The following is a 16,596-nucleotide window of genomic DNA, read 5'->3' on the forward strand; positions in this document are numbered from 1 at the left end:
CTCACAGGCATCACGCTCCACACCGCGTCTCGGTCGCGCGAGATGACAATGCGTGATCGCAGGCCATGCAGGATCAGTCGCAGCCGTAGCCGTCCTTGTCGTTGTCGAGGCGGTACTTGTCCGTGCCGATGACCTTGACGGGGCCACGAACGTAGGCCGGTCCGTCGCCGCTGCCGGGCAGGCAGTCGACGTCGCTGGCGATCGGGACGCAGCCGCTGTAGTTCGGGTCGCACTTCGACTGCGCCTTCTTGGTGCCGACGGCTACGACCTGCGTGACCGGCTGCTTCGTCACTGTGGACTTGACCAGCTTCCTGGCCGTGCGCACCCCGTCCGTGGTGGTCACCTCGTACGTCAGGGTCCGTACGCCGTTCACGCCCTTGGTCCGGACGACGCGCTTGCCCTCGGCGAGGGTCGCGTCCTTGACGGTCCGCTCGGTGTAGCGCACGGCGGCTCGCTCCGTCTCGGTCGTCACCCGGACGACCGGTGTGGACGCGGCGCGAGACGGGGACACGGCGTCGGCCGGGGTCGGCGAGGCCGGCACCGCGTCGCTGGGGTCCGGCGTGGCGGATGGGGCGGCGAGCGGCGACGCGGCCTGGGCGTCAGCACTCTCGGTCGGTTCGGCGGGCGCCGCCACGATGGGCTGCTGCGCCTCGGCGGCCGTGCCGGTCCTGGTCGGCTCCGGCTCGCCGGCCAGCGCGCTGATGATGGCGGTGCCGGTGCAGCAGAGCAGTAGGACCGACAGGGTCACCGAGCCGAGGATCACGGCGGCTCGGCGGGCGGGGCTGGCCCGGCGGAACCAGTTCGGTCGGGGCGGCGGACCGGACGACGGCGCGTACGGCGGGCCAGGATTCGGCGGTGGTTGCATCGTCACGGCGATGAGTGTCGTCGCAAACACTGCGCGCAATATCATCCGTCGCGTTGGTCACCTGCGCCGTTCGCCGCGCACCGGTGATCCATGGGCGCTTCCTCGGGCGACGAGACGACACCCGGGACAACCCTCCAGGCCGGCCGGTCGGGGCCGATCGTGCGGCTACATTTGCCGACAAGCGTCGCAAATCCCCACCCACCGTGCCGTCGCACGGTCGGTCACCGGCGGGCGGCAGTGGATGTGTCGAAATGCCGTCAGCGGGCGGGCTCGGAGGTGCGACGGGCCCGTCGACCGCGCAGCGAGCTGAGCCCGACCAGCAGCAGCGCGACCGCGAACATCGCAGTACCGATGACGTTGACCTGTGGTGGGATGCCCCGCTGGGCGGCGCCCCACACGTACATCGGGAACGTGACAGTGGTGCCGGCGTTGAAGTTCGTGACGATGAAGTCGTCGAAACTCAGCGAGAAGGCCAGCAGCGCGGCGGCCACGATGCCGGGCAGCACCAGCGGCAGGGTGATCCGCCGGAAGGTCTGCCACTCGCTGGCGTAGAGGTCCATGGCGGCCTCCTCCAACCGCCGGTCCATCCCGGCCAGCCGCGCCTTCACGGTGACCACCACGAACGACACACAGAACATGACGTGCGAGATCACGACGGTCCAGAAGCCCTGCGGCACCCCGGCGGACACGAAGAGGGCGAGCAGCGACGTGCCCATCACCAACTCCGGGGTGGCCATCGACACGAAGACCAGCACGTTGATCGCGGACCGGCCCCGGAAGCGGTGCCGCACCAGCGCGAACGCCATCAGGGTGCCGAGCACCGTCGCGACCACTGTGGCGAGGAACCCGATCTGCACGCTGCGGACCACCGCCTCGCACATGTCCGAGGTGGCGCACGGCCGACGCCAGTTCTCCACTGTGAACTCGTTGAAGTCGTACGACAGCCGGCTCGACGGGCGGTTGAACGACAGGGCGGCCACCACCAGGATCGGCAGCGCCAGGTAGCCGAGGACCAGCAGTGCCACGATCATCACCCAGCGGTCGGCCAGCCAACGCCAGAGTCTCACCGCACCGCCTCGGTGCCGGCCCTGCGCAGCCACCCGAAGACCATCGCGAGGATCGCCGCCATCAGCAGGACCGACAGCGCGGCACCCTGCGGGTAGTCCAGCCGGACCAGGAACGCCGAGTCGACGACGTTGCCGACCATGTACTCGTTCGGTGTGCCGAGCAGCTCCGCGTTGATGTAGTCCCCGCTGGCCGGGATGAAGAACAGCAGCGCGCCGGCGACCAGGCCGGGCATGGACAACGGCAGGGTCACCCGGCGGAACGCCTGCACGGGGCTCGCGTACAGGTCGCCGGCCGCCTCCAGCAGCCGACGGTCCAACCGCTCCAGGCTCGCGTACAGCGGCAGCACCAGAAACGGCAGGAAGGTGTACGTCAGGCCGAGCACCACCGCGAACGGGGTGGCCAGCAGCCGACCGTCCGGCGCGAGCAGGTGCACGTCGCGCAGCAGGCCGACGAGCACCCCGTTGTCCGACAGGATCGTCTTCCACGCCAGCGTGCGGACCAGGAAGCTGGTGAACATCGGCGCGACCACGCACACCAGCAGCAGGTTCTTCCAACGACCGGCCTTCTGCGCGATCGCGTACGCCAGCGGGTAGCCCAGCAGCAGCGCCAGCAGCAACGCCAGCGCGGCGTAGCCGAACGAGCGCAGGAACTGCGGCCAGTACGCCTGCACCACGTCCGGGTAGTTGCCGACTGCCCAGGTCATCGCGTACCCGGTGGAGAGCGAGCCGCTGGGGTCGTAGAGGCTGGCTGCGGCGAGCTGCCCCAGCGGCACACCAAAGAAGATCAACAGCCAGGCCACACCGGGCAACACCAGCAGGTACGGGAGGAGCCCGCGTCGCCCGGACCGGGCTGCCGGTGGCGCGGGCGGCGGCTGCCCCGGTCCGGCGGGAGCCAGCAGGGTCACGACGACGTGCCCACCGGCTGGTCCGGCACCACCGGGACCGGCAGTTCGGTGTCGGCGGCGTCCCGGGGCAGCAGGAACGCGTGCCGTGGATCCCAGCACGCCACGGCCGCACTGCCGACCGCGATCCGCGTCGACGTCCCCGTGTTGGCCGCGAACACCGACAGCTCGCTGCCCGAGCCGGTGCGCAGCAGGTACTGCGTGCTGACCCCCAGGTAGGAGGCGTCGGCGACCACACCGGTGACGTGCTGATGACCCACGGGCACCTGGTCGGCGGAGCCGACCAGAAGCAGCTTCTCCGGGCGTACCCCCAGGTGGACCGGGCCGTGGTCGGCCCGGGACCGGCCGGCGGGCACCGAGAAGCGCGCGCCGTGCGCCGTCACCACGACGTCGTCGCCGCTGACACCGCCGGCCTCGCCGGCCAGCAGGTTGGACCGGCCCAGGAAGTTCGCGACGAACGCGGTGGCGGGAAACTCGTAGATGTCGGCGGGTGCGCCGAGTTGCTCGATCCGGCCGGCGTTCATCACCGCGACCGTGTCCGCCATGGTCATGGCCTCCTCCTGGTCGTGCGTGACGTGCACGAAGGTGATGCCGACCTCGGTCTGGATGCGCTTCAGCTCGATCTGCATCTGTCTGCGCAGCGTCAGGTCGAGGGCACCCAACGGCTCGTCGAGCAGCAGCACCTGCGGCCGGTTGACCAACGCACGGATCAGCGCGACCCGTTGCTGCTGACCGCCGGAGAGCTGGGCCGGGCGGCGGCTGCCGTAGCCGTCGAGTCGCACCAGCGACAGCATCCGGTTGACCTCGACGTCAACCGGGCGGATGCCGCGTCGGCGCAGCCCGAACGCCACGTTCTCGAAGACGGTGAGGTGCGGAAAGAGCGCGTAGCTCTGGAAGACGGTGTTGACCGGTCGCTGGTGCGGACGCAGCCGGCCGATGTCCCGGTCACCGAGCAGCACCTGACCGCTGGTCGGCTCGTCCAGACCGGCGATCATCCGCAGGGTGGTGGTCTTGCCGCAGCCGGACGCGCCGAGCAACGCGAAGAACGAGCCCTGGGCGATCGTCAGGCTGAGGTCGTCGACCGCGGTGAGGGTGCCGAACCGTCTGGTCAGGTTGGCCAGGCGCAGATCGCCGGGGGGTGTTTCACGCGCCATCCTCGTCACGCCCCGATGACCTGCTGGAACTTGCCCTCGTACTCCTTCTCCTGCTTCTCGTCCAGGGCCATGAACAGCGTGGACTTCGACAGCAGGGCCTCGTCGGGGAAGATCAGCGGGTTGGCCGCCAGCTCGGGGTCGATCTTCTCCATCTCGGCCTGTGCGCCCTTGACCGGGCAGATGTAGTTGACGTACGCAGCGAGCCTCGCGGCGACCGCCGGCTCGTAGTAGTAGTTGATGAGCTGCTCGGCGTTCGCCTTGTGGGTGGCCTTGTTGGGCACCATCATGTTGTCGCTGTAGAGCATCACCCCGGAGTCGGGCGCGACGAACCTGACCTTCTCGTCCGCGCCGGAGAGCTGGACGACATCGCCGGACCAGCCGATGCAGGCGGCGATGTCGCCCTTGGCCAGGTCGGGTGCGTAGTCGTTGCCGGTGAACCTGCGGATCTGCCCTGAGTCGACGGCCTTCTTGAGCGTGGTGAGCGCGTCGTCGAACTGTGCGCTCGTGAAGTTGGCCGGGTCGTGCCCCGCCGCACCGAGCAGCAGGCCCATCGTGTCGCGCATCTCGCTGAGCGCGGTCACCCGGCCCTTGAGGTCGGGGCGGGTGAGCAGCTCGTCGACGGTCCGCAGCTCTTTGGTGATGTTGCCGTTGTACGCCAACCCGGCGAGGCCGGACTGCCACGGGATGGAGAGCCGGTTCTCGGTGTCGAAGGACCGGTCGAGCAGCGACGACAGCAGGTTGGCCCGCACGTTCGGGATGTTCGCCGGGTCGAGCTTCTGGATCCAGCCGAGCCGGCTCATCCGGGCCGCCATCCAGTCGCTCAGCACGATGATGTCCCGGTCGGTGCTCTGGCAGGCGGCGAGCTGGTGCTGCACCTTGCCGAAGAACTCGTTGTTGTCGTTGATGTCCTCGGTGTAGGTGACCGTGATGCCGGTCTTCCGGACGAACTCGTCAAGGCTGGGCCGCTTGGACTCGTCCTTCTCATCCACGTCCAGGTACTGCGGCCAGTTGGAGAAGACGAGCTTGCGCTCGGTGCCGGACAGGTCCTCGCTGACGCAGCCGGCATCGGTCTGCTGCGCACCCTTGGTGCCGCAGCCGGCAAGGCCGCCGCCCAGGGCCAGCAGAGCAGCCGAACCGAGAGTGCCGCTGAGTAGTCCACGCCGGGAGAGGGGCCGGAGGGGAGTACGCATCACTTTTCCTCAGGGGTCGGTGCCGTGGACGACTGACACGATGACAAACAGGCGGCACCGGAAGAGCATCGGGGCCAATGCGTCACTGCCTGTGCAGGCGTCGGCCACGCTCAGCTTGATCCACTCGCGTTCCAGGAAGTCGGGGTGTCTGTGCGCCGGGACACCGCGCTTTCCGTGAACCCGAGTGGATCAGCGGCTGGGGTCAGCGGCCGGGGATCAGCGGCCAGGGGATCAGCGGTCGGACCGACGGACAACGTCGACGAAGGACGACCAGGCGGCCGGCGCGAAGGCCAGGGTGCCGCCGTCGCGGTCCTTGCTGTCGCGCACCAGCACCCGACCGTGCAGGTTGTCGGCCACCTCGACGCAGGCACCGCCGTTGTTGCTGCTGCGGGTCGCCGTGCGCCAGCGGGCGTCGGTCATGTCCATGTCGTGGCCACTTCCCTGATCAGCTCGATCGACCGGCGTTGGGGTAACGCCTCACCGGTGACGCTCTCCCACCTCCGACCCAGGCTAGCGATGTCGATGGGATCGGTCACGACCTGACCGCGGAGCTGGTTGTCGAGATACGCCAATTCCGTCCCGTCGGGCAGGCGGCCCAGCACGAAGGGACCCGCCAGACCGGTGTGCCACGGGCTATCGGCCGGGATGACCCGGACCTGCACGTGCTCCCACTCGACGACCGCCGCCAAGTGGGTCATCTGTCCGGACATCACGGCGCGGTCACCGACCAGCCGGCGCAGCACCACCTCGTCGATCACCGTCACGAGCTGCGGCGGGGCATCGCGGCCGAGGACCGCCTGCCGTTCGAGGCGGCTCGCGACGATCAGATCCACCTCGGACGGTGGGAGCAGGCCACCGGTGCCCAGCACCGCGCGGGCGTACCCCTCGGTCTGGAGCAGGCCTGGCACGAGCAGCGGCTCGTACCACCGAATGCCGGTGGCGTCCTGTTCAAGCTCGGCCCACGGTCGGAACCACGGCAGGTCACGGCGGCGGAACGGCTCCGGCCAGAGGTCGGCCGCGTCCCGGCGCAGTACCTGGGCCACCGCGACCCGGGTACGCGAGTGCGGGATGCGCCCCGCGGCAAGCCACCGCGCGGCCGTCTTGGGGTCGACGCGAACCTTCTCCGCCAGCGATTCGACAGTCTCCCCCGCCTCGGCCATCGCCACCCGCAACGCCTCGTTCGCCACCGGACCCTCCTGCCCGCCAGGCGTACACGGTGACTTGGCTCGGTGCACGCTGCGGCGCATGCTAACCACGCTGAGTGCCGATGTCTGCGGCCTACCGGCGTGTGGCGGTCGGACGTGTTGGAACGCTTCCCCGGCGCCCCCCGAACGCCCCCAAGGCGTCCCACAAGGTCCCAACCCACTCCACCCACGCCCCCACCCACCCCACCCCGCCCGCACTGGTTGATCAAGAGGTTTCGGTCACCAAACGGCGCGTTTTTGACGCAAACCTCTTGATCAACGAGGGTGGCGGGGCCCGGAGGGCGGGGCCGGGCCGGAGGGCGGGCGGAGCCCGGCAGTTAGTGGTTGGGCGGGATTACGCGGAGGTGGCCTCGCCGGCCGGTCTGGTTCGGGTTCTCGTGGTGCTGGCCCGGGTCCGGGGGGCGAGGGGCGGGGGCCGGGCGGGCGGCTTCGCGGACCGCCTCGGCCAGCGCCACCAGATCGTCAGTGGTGGGCGGCGGCGGCTCGAACTCACCCTCGTGCCGGACCACGTCCCAGCCACGGGGTGCGGTCAGGCTGCGGGCGTGCGGCTCACACAGGTCGTACGTGTGCGGCTCGGCGAACGCCGCCAGCGGCCCCACCACCGCTGTCGACTCGTTGTAGACATAGGTCAATGTGGCGACCGCTTGCCGGGGGCAGCCGTTACGGGAGCAGCGCCGTGGTGACCTCACAGGCGGCAGGGTATCTCCATTACCGGGTCCGGCGCATCGCTTCGCGTTGCGACACGCCCGTCGTGGTGATCACAGTTGCCCGTCCTGGGCGCGCCGCGCCAGGCGAGCGGCGCTGCCGCTGGCGAGCCCGGCGCGGGCGCTACCCTTTGCCTCATGACGAGCCCGGAACACCGCCGCCCCGGCTCCGGCCGGCGTGCGCACCGTGACCGGCACGGGCGCGGCCTGCGCGGGCGGCTGGTGCCGGCCACCGTGCCGCTGGCGCGGACCAAGGCCGAGGTCTTCGACGACCTGGTCCTGGACACCGTGGAGACGCTGGAGCGTCGGTTCGCCAAGGAGCTGGCCGGGGTCGAGTTCGCCGTCGAGGACGTCCCGCCGGACCTGAACGTGTACGACTCCGATGTGCTGGAGGACGGCGAGGTCCCGCTGGCCCGGCTGCTGCCCGGCCGCCCGGGCCGGCAGGAGGTGCCGCCGCGGATCGTGCTGTACCGGCGGCCCCTGGAGTTCCGGGCGATGGACCGTGAGGACCTCGCCGATCTCGTGCATGACGTGATCATCGAGCAGGTGGCGAACCTTCTCGGGGTCGACCCCGACGAGCTGGCCTGAGCGGTCCCCCCGCGAGTCAGGCCGAGCACTCCCCGCGAGTCAGGCCAAGGGGCTCCCCGCGAGTCAGGCCGAGCGCGCCCCCGCGCGCCGGACCGTGACCCGATCAGGCAACCTGCCGGGCGAGTCGGGCGGCCCCCACCGCCCCGACCTCGCACCGCTCAGGCGGCCCGCCGCTTCAACTTGCGCCGCTCCCGCTCGGAGAGCCCACCCCAGATGCCGAACCGCTCGTCGTGACCGAGAGCGTATTCAAGGCATTCCGTCTTGACCTCGCAGCGCGAACAGATCCTCTTCGCCTCGCGGGTCGAGCCGCCCTTCTCGGGAAAGAACGCCTCGGGGTCGGTCTGCGAGCACAGCGCTCGCTCCTGCCACTCCGGCGCGTTTCCGAGCAGGTCGGCCACCTCAAGCTGGCCGTCCATCAAATGCCTCCTTGTCGCGCACCGGCGTCATCGCCGCTGCAACCCCCCACGCGAAAGGCGTGCTTGTCCGTCCGGTCCCGTTTTGTTGCGTTCCGTGCGAACAACCCCATTCAAATTACACGCGTGTAATGCGTGCGCCGTCAAGCCAAACTTGATAATGGAGTCGCCCTCCCGACACCCCCGGACGACCACTCGGGCCGTCCAGCCTCGCAACCTGCCCTATCGATTCAGACCCCGGCCGAGTAACGCCCTCTCCGGCGAGTTGCCCGACTTTTCTGCCGTGGCGCTTCCCTGACGAGTCACCGCCAGGACGGCGCCAGCCGCCATCACCGCCAAGCTGATCTTGGTGGGGGACAGGTTAACGCGACACGGCGCAGACTGCCCGTCGAGCTGCGGGCAGCACATGCGCCCCGTCCACAATGTGGACGGGGCGCTGTGGAAAAACCCGTGCGGCGACGTCAGCTGGCGACCCCGAAACCGCTGCTGGGCCACACGAACTCGGCTATCCCTCCACCATGGACAGAAACCGTGCCGGCGGACGTCTTGTCGTCCCACCAGACGGTATAAATTCCGGACGGCAGATCGGGATAGACCGCTGTGTGGAACGAGCCGTCGCGCACCCGGCGCTCACGCACCGCCGAGTGGACCCGCCGCTCGCCCTCGCGGCTGATCTCGATCTCCCGACCGTGCAGATCCGGGCTCGTGTAGACGATCAGGGCACCGGTGTCGCCGCCCAGATCGAGGACGACGCTCCCGGTCTCCGACGGCCCGTACGCGTGCTCGTGCATGCTCCGCTCCCCCACGCCGGTCAGGACGCCGCCGCCGACGGGTTGTTGAACCCGTCGTACGGCGTACCGAGGTAGGGGAAGTTTCCGAGGAACGGCGCTGTCACGTCGGCGGCGCTCAGCCCCGGGGTGACAGCGGCGGCAGCCGCGTCCGGGCGGAACGTCCTGTCCACCAGCGGGACGGTCACCCCGGCGATCGCCCGCAACGCGATGCTCACCACGTCGTCGCCGACACGCCGACCGTTCGGGAAGCCGGCCAGGTCGCCACCGAGCACCCCGAACCGGTCCGGCTGCCGGGTCGGCGGGATCGCGGTGTTCAGCCGCAGCATGTCGGCCTGCACGTCGCCGGTGGTGTTGGTGAAGCCGTCGATCAACCCGGCCGGTATGCCGGTGAGCAGGATCGCCACCAGGTCGGCGCGCGCCTTCCTGGCCTTGGTGAGCTTGTCCAGGTTGGGGAAGACGTCCGGGTAGAGCGCCGGCAGCAACGCGGCCAACTCCGGCTGCTCGACGAACTGCGCGAACCGCTTGTCCTCCGACGGCGGCAGCGAGTTCCACAGGTCCTTCTTGGACATCGGCACGATGACCTCGTTGAACAGTGGATTGCCCAACCGGGAGACCTGGGTGAACGGGCCGGTGGCGGTGTCCGCCGCACCCCGGTCGCCGAGCACCCGCACCTGCCGGCGCGACGCCGACGTCCACACCCCGATCACCGAGGCCCGGTCACCCGCGCCGTAACGGTTGGCACTCCGGCGGACCCGGTCCAACGGCACCTGCACGGCGATGCTGTGGACGTTCATCCGGTCGGTGGCGTTGACCGGCTCCCCCTCGGCCTTGAAGATATTCTTGCCGGCGACGTGCAGCTGCTGGAACGGCCGCAACGTGCCGAGGTCGAAGATCGCCCCCAGGTCGACGAAGAAGCCGTCCGCACGCTGCCCGGCGAAGACCCGCTCCCCGGTGGAGAGCGAGTAGGTGGCCTGCCGCACCAGCTCGGCGTACTTCGGGGTGGACAGCGGACCCACATTGCACGGCGGGCAGGGCAGCTTGTGGGCCAACCGGTGCTCCCGGCCGTCGGCCACCCGGGTCAGGCTGTAGAACTGTCGCCGGTTCCAGTTCCTGCTGTCCAGCGAATCGATCGGGCCGGTGTTGTAGAGAAAACTGTTCGGATTGGTGATCTCGGTGGTGAATTCGAACCGGTAGGTGACATCCGGACGGCCGTCGCCGTCGTTGTCGATATGGATCTCATAACGCACGTCGTCGCCGAACTCGAAGAAGTTCGGGCCCCCGGAGGGGAGCTGCAACGGTACGTAGTTGGCGATCAACGTGACCGTGTCGCGCTTGTCGGGGCTGACGAACGCGTACAGGTCGGAGCTGTCGGCGACCGGATCCTTGGCTATCTCCGGGGCCTCGCGGTGGGAAGACATGGCGGACCAACCTCACTGGGCGGGGACAGGATGGCAGGGCGGGGTGCCGGGTCAGCGCCGAGCGGCGCGCCGCAGCCGATCCGCCAGGCTACGGTCGCGTACCTCGACCCGGGCCTCGCCGACGAAGATGTCCATCGTTCCGGAATCGGCGTCCCGCAGGTGCACGACGATCGGCTCGTCGGCTCGCCCGGCCGCGCCGGGAGCGTTCTGCGCGGCCGACAGGCCCGGCACGGTGAGCGCGGCGGCGCCGAGGGTGGCACTGGCCGCGGCGGTCAACGTCTGCCGGCGGGTCAGTCGCGGCCACTGCCGCTTCCGCTGATCACTGGTCATGGGCAACCTTTCCGGCGGCGGCGCGAACGCGCCCGCGGAGACGGACGGGTCCGGTGCCGTCTACCGACGCCGCCGGGCCCCGTGGGGACACCGGCGGCGGTCCTCGCCGCAACCGCCGCCGGCACCGCGTGGTACGGCCGGCGGCGGGGAAAGGTTCGACGTCAGGGCCGGGCGTGACCGTATGCGGTCGAGCGCTTGCGCGCCGGCCGCCCGGCCGCCGTCGCGATGGCCCGCAACTGCTCCTCGGTACGCGCCGACCCGTTGCCGGAACCGGCCATCCGGGAGATGGTCTCCTCCATCAGCGTGCCGCCCAGGTCGTTGCAGCCACCCTGGAGCATCGCCACAGTGCCCTCGTCGCCCAGCTTCACCCAGGAGCACTGGATGTTGTCGATCCGGCCGTGCAGCAGCAACCGGGACATCGCGTGGACCACCCGGTTCTCCCGCCAGGTCGGCCCGGGTCGGGCGATCCCCGCCAGGTAGATCGGGGCGTTGGTGTGCACGAACGGCAGCGCCACGAACTCGGTGAAGCCACCTGTGCGGTCCTGCACCCCGGCCAGCACCCGGAAGTGCGCCAGCCACTGCCCGGGGTGGTCGACGTGGCCGTACATCATTGTGGAGCTGGACCGGATGCCCAGCTCATGGGCGGTGCTGACCACATCGACCCAGGCGGCGGCCGGGAGTTTGCCCTTGGTCAACACCCAGCGCACGTCGTCGTCGAGGATCTCCGCGGCGGTGCCCGGGATGGTGTCCAGCCCGGCCTCGCGCAGCTGGGTCAACCAGTCGCGGACCGGCACGCCGGCCTTCGCGGCGGCGGTGACGATCTCCATGGGCGAGAACGCGTGCACGTGCATCTCCGGCACCCGCGCCTTGATCGCGCGCACGATGTCGGCGTACCCGGTGACCGGCATCTTCGGGTCGATGCCGCCCTGGAGGCAGACCTCGCTGGCACCGAGGGTCCACGCCTCCTCGGCCCGGTCGGCGACCTGGTCGACGGAGAGCCGGTACGCGTCGGCGTCGCGTTCACGCTGCGCGAAGGCACAGAAGCGGCAGCCCACGTAGCAGACGTTGCTGAAGTTGATGTTGCGGTTGACCACGTAGGTGACGTCGTCGCCGACCGCGTCCCGGCGCACGTCGTCGGCGAGCCGGCACAACTCGTCGAGTGCCGGACCGTCCGCGCCGAACAGCGCCAGAGCGGCGTCGGTGTGCGCGGGCTCCAGCAGCGCGGCGGGGTCGTCGGCGGCGAGCCGCAGCCCGGCCCGCAGGTCATGGTCGCCGGCGGCGGCGGCCGGGCCGGCGGTCACCTTGGTGGCGACCTCCGCCCAGTCACCGTAGACGCTGTCGAAGTCGCCCCGCCGGTCGTCGGTCCGACCGGTGGTGTCGATGGTGGTGTGCAGGTCGGTCCGCCCGCCGAACACCTCCTCCGGCTCCTGCCAGGGGTGGCCCTGCGGCATGGCCGACTCCACCGCCATGCCGGACGTCGGATCGGCCAGCGCGTTCACGTGCGGCAGCAGCCGAGGGTCGAGCCACGGGTCGCCGGCGCGCACGTACTCCGGGTAGATGGTCAGCCGCTCCCGCAGCGTGAACCCGGCCAGCTCGGTGCGCCGGGCCAGCTCCTCGATCTGCGGCCACGGGCGTTCCGGGTTGACGTGGTCCGGGGTGAGCGGGGAGACGCCACCCCAGTCGTCGATGCCGGCGCGCAGCAGCAGGTCGTACTCGCCGGCGATGAGGTTCGGTGGGGCCTGGATCCGGGCCTTCGGGCCGAGCAGCAGCCGGGCCACCGCCACCGTGGCCGCCAGGTCGTGCAGCTCCGCGTCCGGCATGCCGCGCATCGCCGTGTCCGGCTTGGCGCGGAAGTTCTGCACGATCACCTCCTGGAGGTGGCCGTACTCCCGGTGGGCGCGGCGGATCGCGAAGATCGCGTCGACCCGCTCCGCGGGGGTCTCCCCGATGCCGATCAGGATGCCCGTGGTGAAGGGCACGCCAACCCGGCCGGCGTCGTCGAGCACCCGCAGCCGGACCGCGGGCTCCTTGTCCGGCGAGCCGAAGTGCGGGCCGCCCGGCTCGGACCAGAGCCGGGTCGCTGTCGTCTCCAACATCATGCCCATGCTCGGCGCGACCGGCTTGAGCCGTTGCAGCTCCGACCAGGACAGCACCCCGGGGTTGAGGTGCGGCAGCAGGCCGGTCTCCTCCAGCACGGCGACCGCGCAGGCACGCAGGTAGTCCAGTGTGGAGTCGTAACCGCGCTCGTCCAACCAGCTGCGGGCCGCCGGCCAGCGCTCCTCCGGCCGGTCACCCAGGGTGAACAGGGCCTCCTTGCAGCCCTGCGCGGCACCCGCCCGTGCGATCGCGAGGACCTCGTCGCGGTCCAGGAATGGCGCCGGCAGCCGGTGCGGCACTGTCGCGAACGTGCAGTAGTGGCAGCGGTCCCGGCAGAGCCGGGTCAGCGGGATGAAGACCTTCTTGGAGTACGTGACCACGCCCGGCCGGCCGGCCTCACGCAGCCCGGCATCCCGGATCCCCCCGGCGACCCGGAGCAGCTCGTCGAGCGCGTCACCACGAGCGGACAGCAGCGCGGTCGCCTCGTCGACATCCAGCGCACGCCCGGTCGCGGCCCGGCCCAGGGCCCGCCGCACGCTCGCGTCGCTCGGACCGGAGTGGGTGCGATCAACCATCCGCTCAGCCTATGCGCAGCGCGAGCCCGGCCCACCAGTCCCGGCCCGCACCGTGGGAAACGGCACGCGTTCGCCCTCTTGATCACTTGATGCTCAGCAGTTCAGCAGACTCGCTGACGACTACTGAGCATCAAGTGATCAAAGAACCCGCCGGGCCCCGGTCAGCGGGGCCGGTCGGGGTTGTCGCCTGGCTTCAGCTGCTGGGTGCGGTCGTTGTCCGTGTCGCCGGGGCGGGAGATGGCCTCGGTCGGGTCCGCCGACTGGCGCGGGATGGTCTGGGTGGGGTCGGCCGACGGCGGCTGCCCGAACGGCGGCGCGGCGGGCGCAGGCGGCGCGGACTGGGGGGCAGGGTTCGCCGGAGGCGCGGACTGCGGGAACGACGGCGCGGACTGCGGTGCCTGGAACGGCGGCGCGGACTGCGGGTGCGGCGGTCCCGACTGCGGGTGCGGCGGTCCCGACTGCGGGGCCTGGAACGGCGGCGACGGCTGACCGTACTGGCCGGCCTGCGGGTAGCCACCCGGCTGGCCCGGCTGCGGATAGCCACCCGGCTGGCCGGGGGCGGGCCAACCGCCCTGCGGCTGGCCACCGGGCTGCCCCTGGCCCGGCCAACCACCCTGCTGCTGCGGCCAGCCTGGCTGCGCCTGGCCGTAGACACCGGGCTGGGCCTTGGGCCGCGGCACGTAGTAGTGGGCGCGCCACACGGTGTAGACCACCCAGGCGGCGACCGCGAAGATCACCATCCAGGCGAACCGGGTGAGCACACCGAGGAGCGCGTCCAGGACCTCGGCATCGGCCAGGCGGCCCACCGTCCAGATCAGCATGGTCAGCGTGCCGAAGAGCGCGCTGACCGCGTACTCGGCGAGGGCCACCTGGGTGATCAGCTTCGCCTTCGGCAGCACCGGTGAGACGTGCGTGGCCAACAGCACGGCCAGCAGTGGGAGGACCACCGCCTCCACCCCGATGAACGCGTAGAAGGCGCTGCCCGCGCGGTCGGTGAAGGAGCTGTAGTCGTTCGGGGCGATCAGCCGGAGCAGGCCCACGAAGAGGAACACCGCGTTGGCGCCGAGCAACGCGAGCGCAGCGAGTTCGCGTAGTGGCTTGGTCAGCTGACGGGCCTTCGTCGCGTCGGTCGACGCGGGCTCGGCGGGGCTGGTCACGAGGTCCCCCTCGGGGCATGAACGGACAGGGCGCACGTGAGCCTAGTCTCTAGGGCCACCGGCGGACCGGAGGCGTCACGTGCGCGAGGATGGTCGACATGCGCATCGTGGTTCTGGCCGGCGGCATTGGCGGCGCCCGGTTCCTGCTCGGCGTCCGGGCGTACGCCCGGGAGGTCGGCGCGGAGGTGACCGCCGTGGTCAACGTCGGCGACGACCTGTGGCTGCACGGGTTGAAGATCTGTCCCGACCTGGACAGCGTCATGTACACGCTCGGCGGCGGGGCCGACCCGGAGCGGGGCTGGGGTCGGGTCGGCGAGAGCTGGACGGTCAAGGAGGAGCTGGCCGCGTACGGGGCGCAGCCGACGTGGTTCGGCCTTGGCGACAAGGACATCGCCACCCACCTGGTGCGTTCCAGCATGCTCAACGGCGGCTACCCGTTGAGCGCCGTCACCGAGGCGCTGTCCACCCGTTGGGAGCCGGGCGTACGTCTGCTGCCGGCGACGGACGACCGTCTGGAGACCCACGCGGTGGTCGAGGACGAGCAGGGCCAGCGGGCGATCCACTTCCAGGAGTGGTGGGTGCGGTACCGCGCCGACATCGACACTCAGCGCTTCGTGTTCGTCGGCGCGGAGGCGGCGAAGCCGGCTCCCGGCGTGTTGGAGGCGATCGGCTCGGCCGATCTGGTGCTGGTCGCGCCCAGCAACCCTGTGGTGAGCGTCGCGCCGGTGCTGGCCGTGCCGGGGCTGCGTGCGGCGGTGGCTGACAGTCCGGCGCCGGTGGTGGGTGTCTCACCGATCATCGGCGGCGCTCCGGTGCGGGGCATGGCCGACCGCTGCCTCGCCGTGCTCGGTGTCGAGTGCAGCGCCGCCGGAGTGGGCCGCCTGTACGGAGGCCGGCCGGACGGCGGCCTGCTGGACGGGTGGCTGGTGGCCGAGGAGGACGCCGGCGCGGTGGTGCCCGGGGTGACGGTCCGCGCGGTGCCGCTGCGGATGACCGACGAGGCGGCGACTGCGGCCATGGTCCGCGCCGCGGTGGAGTTGACGTGAGGCTGGAAATCCTGCCGGTGCTCGGCATCGGCCACGTGACCGAGGGTGACGATCTGGCGGCGGTGATCGCGACAGCGGCGCCGTGGCTGCGCAACGGCGACGTCCTGGTGGTGACCAGCAAGATCGTCTCCAAGGCGGAGGGGCGGCTGGTGGACGTCCCGGCGGACGGTCCGGAGCGGCTGACCGCGCGGGACGAGGTCCTGGCCGGTGAGACCGCCCGGGTGGTCGCCAGCCGGGGGCCGACCCGGATCGTGCAGACCCATCACGGCTTCGTGATGGCGTCCGCGGGGATCGACGCGTCGAACGTGGACAAGACCCAGCTGGTGCTGCTGCCTGTCGATCCGGACGCGTCGGCGCGGGCTCTGCGCGAGGCGCTGCGGGAGCGCTACGACCTGGATCTGGCCGTGATCATCAGCGACACCATGGGCCGGCCCTGGCGCAACGGGCTCACCGACGTGGCGCTCGGGGTGGCCGGAATGCCAGCCATCCGGGACCACCGTGGCGAGGTGGACCCGTACGGCAACGAGTTGCAGTTGACCCAGATGGCCGTGGTGGACGAGCTGGCGGGCGCCGGCGAGCTGATCAAGGGCAAGTGTGACCAGGTCCCGGTCGCGGTGGTCCGTGGCTACCTCTCCACGACCACCCCGGATGACGCCGGTGGTGCGCGGGCGCTGATCCGCGACGCCGCGCAGGACCTCTTCTCGCTCGGCACCGCCGAGGCCCGTGCCGCCGGGCTCACCGACGCCGCCACCCTGACCGACGCTCTCGGCTCGACGCCGGCCGACGTGACCGCGGTGCAGCGGGCGATCGACGCGGTCGCCGAGGTCGTCGCCCCCGGCACGGTCTTCACCCTGGTCGACGAGGCGGAGGTACGCGCCGGTCTGGTCGCCGAGATGCCGGGCTGGCCGGAGGGCGCCGCCCTGGTGCTGGGCTCGGCCCCGACGCCCGTCGAGCCGATCGGCCTCGTCCGCTTCGGCGCCGACCTGCACCGACTGCGCGTCGCCCTGGCCGCCGAGGGTGTCGGGTCGACCCTGTTGCCGCCACCGCCGGGCAGCCCGGCGAGCGCCGCGCTCGCGCTGTGAGAGACGGCCGGG

The 16,596-nt window shown here is 71.0% G+C and carries 17 protein-coding genes; 3 read left to right on the plus strand and 14 right to left on the minus strand.

The genetic code is table 11. The annotated features are described in order from the left end of the window. Positions 1-73: 73 nt before the first annotated feature. The 8 genes from KBX46_RS16985 to KBX46_RS17020 all read right to left on the minus strand — a co-directional run bounded on the left by KBX46_RS16985 (position 74) and on the right by KBX46_RS17020 (position 7,072). Positions 74-865, minus strand: a complete 792-nt coding sequence (locus tag KBX46_RS16985; RefSeq protein ID WP_247667700.1) for a G5 domain-containing protein — start codon at positions 863-865, stop codon at positions 74-76. A gap of 257 nt (positions 866-1,122) precedes the next feature. Then, a complete protein-coding gene (locus KBX46_RS16990; protein ID WP_308159554.1) occupies positions 1,123-1,932 on the minus strand; it encodes an ABC transporter permease in 810 nt (269 codons plus the stop codon). Next, a complete protein-coding gene (locus KBX46_RS16995; protein ID WP_210793202.1) occupies positions 1,929-2,837 on the minus strand; it encodes an ABC transporter permease in 909 nt (302 codons plus the stop codon). Before KBX46_RS16995 ends, KBX46_RS16990 begins: the two co-directional genes overlap by 4 nt. Continuing rightward, positions 2,834-3,988 (minus strand): ABC transporter ATP-binding protein, encoded by a 1,155-nt coding sequence (locus tag KBX46_RS17000; protein WP_210793203.1) that lies wholly within the window; start codon positions 3,986-3,988, stop codon positions 2,834-2,836. Before KBX46_RS17000 ends, KBX46_RS16995 begins: the two co-directional genes overlap by 4 nt. Before the next feature lie 5 nt (positions 3,989-3,993). Further along, positions 3,994-5,178, minus strand: a complete 1,185-nt coding sequence (locus tag KBX46_RS17005; protein ID WP_210793204.1) for a spermidine/putrescine ABC transporter substrate-binding protein — start codon at positions 5,176-5,178, stop codon at positions 3,994-3,996. 231 nt (positions 5,179-5,409) lie between these two features. Further along, complete coding sequence (locus tag KBX46_RS17010) at positions 5,410-5,604, minus strand: DUF397 domain-containing protein (protein ID WP_210793205.1); 195 nt, start codon at positions 5,602-5,604, stop codon at positions 5,410-5,412. Next, a complete protein-coding gene (locus KBX46_RS17015) occupies positions 5,595-6,338 on the minus strand; it encodes a Scr1 family TA system antitoxin-like transcriptional regulator (RefSeq protein WP_210793283.1) in 744 nt (247 codons plus the stop codon). Before KBX46_RS17015 ends, KBX46_RS17010 begins: the two co-directional genes overlap by 10 nt. A 362-nt stretch (positions 6,339-6,700) precedes the next feature. Beyond that, the gene (locus KBX46_RS17020) at positions 6,701-7,072 is read right to left on the minus strand and encodes a DUF3499 domain-containing protein (protein ID WP_088946295.1); all 372 of its coding nucleotides are present in this window, start codon (positions 7,070-7,072) and stop codon (positions 6,701-6,703) included. A gap of 153 nt (positions 7,073-7,225) precedes the next feature. Between KBX46_RS17020 and KBX46_RS17025 the strand changes: the two genes are divergently transcribed. After that, a complete protein-coding gene (locus tag KBX46_RS17025; protein ID WP_074316962.1) occupies positions 7,226-7,675 on the plus strand; it encodes a metallopeptidase family protein in 450 nt (149 codons plus the stop codon). A 158-nt stretch (positions 7,676-7,833) separates the two neighbouring features. Here the strand turns inward: KBX46_RS17025 and KBX46_RS17030 are convergent, their stop codons facing one another. The 6 genes from KBX46_RS17030 to KBX46_RS17055 form a co-directional block, all read right to left on the minus strand. Next, positions 7,834-8,091, minus strand: a complete 258-nt coding sequence (locus KBX46_RS17030; protein ID WP_007455784.1) for a WhiB family transcriptional regulator — start codon at positions 8,089-8,091, stop codon at positions 7,834-7,836. A gap of 458 nt (positions 8,092-8,549) precedes the next feature. Continuing rightward, positions 8,550-8,879, minus strand: coding sequence for a phospholipase (locus tag KBX46_RS17035; RefSeq protein WP_210793206.1), 330 nt, complete (start codon positions 8,877-8,879; stop codon positions 8,550-8,552). Between the two features lie 20 nt (positions 8,880-8,899). After that, positions 8,900-10,297 carry a DUF4331 domain-containing protein gene (locus KBX46_RS17040; protein WP_210793207.1) on the minus strand — a complete coding sequence of 466 codons (1,398 nt, stop codon included), beginning with the start codon at positions 10,295-10,297 and terminating at the stop codon, positions 8,900-8,902. A gap of 51 nt (positions 10,298-10,348) precedes the next feature. Further along, positions 10,349-10,627: a hypothetical protein gene (locus KBX46_RS17045; protein ID WP_088946293.1), complete on the minus strand. Its 279-nt coding sequence runs from the start codon at positions 10,625-10,627 to the stop codon at positions 10,349-10,351. A gap of 161 nt (positions 10,628-10,788) precedes the next feature. Continuing rightward, entirely contained in the window at positions 10,789-13,299 is a 2,511-nt protein-coding gene (locus KBX46_RS17050) for a bifunctional FO biosynthesis protein CofGH (protein ID WP_210793208.1), read from the minus strand. Between the two features lie 161 nt (positions 13,300-13,460). Beyond that, complete coding sequence (locus KBX46_RS17055) at positions 13,461-14,456, minus strand: hypothetical protein (protein WP_210793209.1); 996 nt, start codon at positions 14,454-14,456, stop codon at positions 13,461-13,463. A 98-nt stretch (positions 14,457-14,554) separates the two neighbouring features. On the opposite strand from KBX46_RS17055, the gene cofD reads away from it, so the two are divergent. Together cofD and KBX46_RS17065 are read left to right on the plus strand one after the other, a co-directional pair. Next, the gene (gene cofD / locus KBX46_RS17060) at positions 14,555-15,502 is read left to right on the plus strand and encodes a 2-phospho-L-lactate transferase (protein ID WP_210793210.1); all 948 of its coding nucleotides are present in this window, start codon (positions 14,555-14,557) and stop codon (positions 15,500-15,502) included. After that, on the plus strand, positions 15,499-16,584 hold the full coding sequence (locus tag KBX46_RS17065; protein ID WP_210793211.1) for a coenzyme F420-0:L-glutamate ligase: 1,086 nt from the start codon (positions 15,499-15,501) through the stop codon (positions 16,582-16,584). Before cofD ends, KBX46_RS17065 begins: the two co-directional genes overlap by 4 nt. The last annotated feature ends 12 nt before the right edge of the window (positions 16,585-16,596 follow it).

Source organism: Micromonospora sp. C81, from assembly GCF_018070425.1.
Classification (GTDB): Bacteria; Actinomycetota; Actinomycetes; order Mycobacteriales; family Micromonosporaceae; genus Micromonospora; species Micromonospora zamorensis.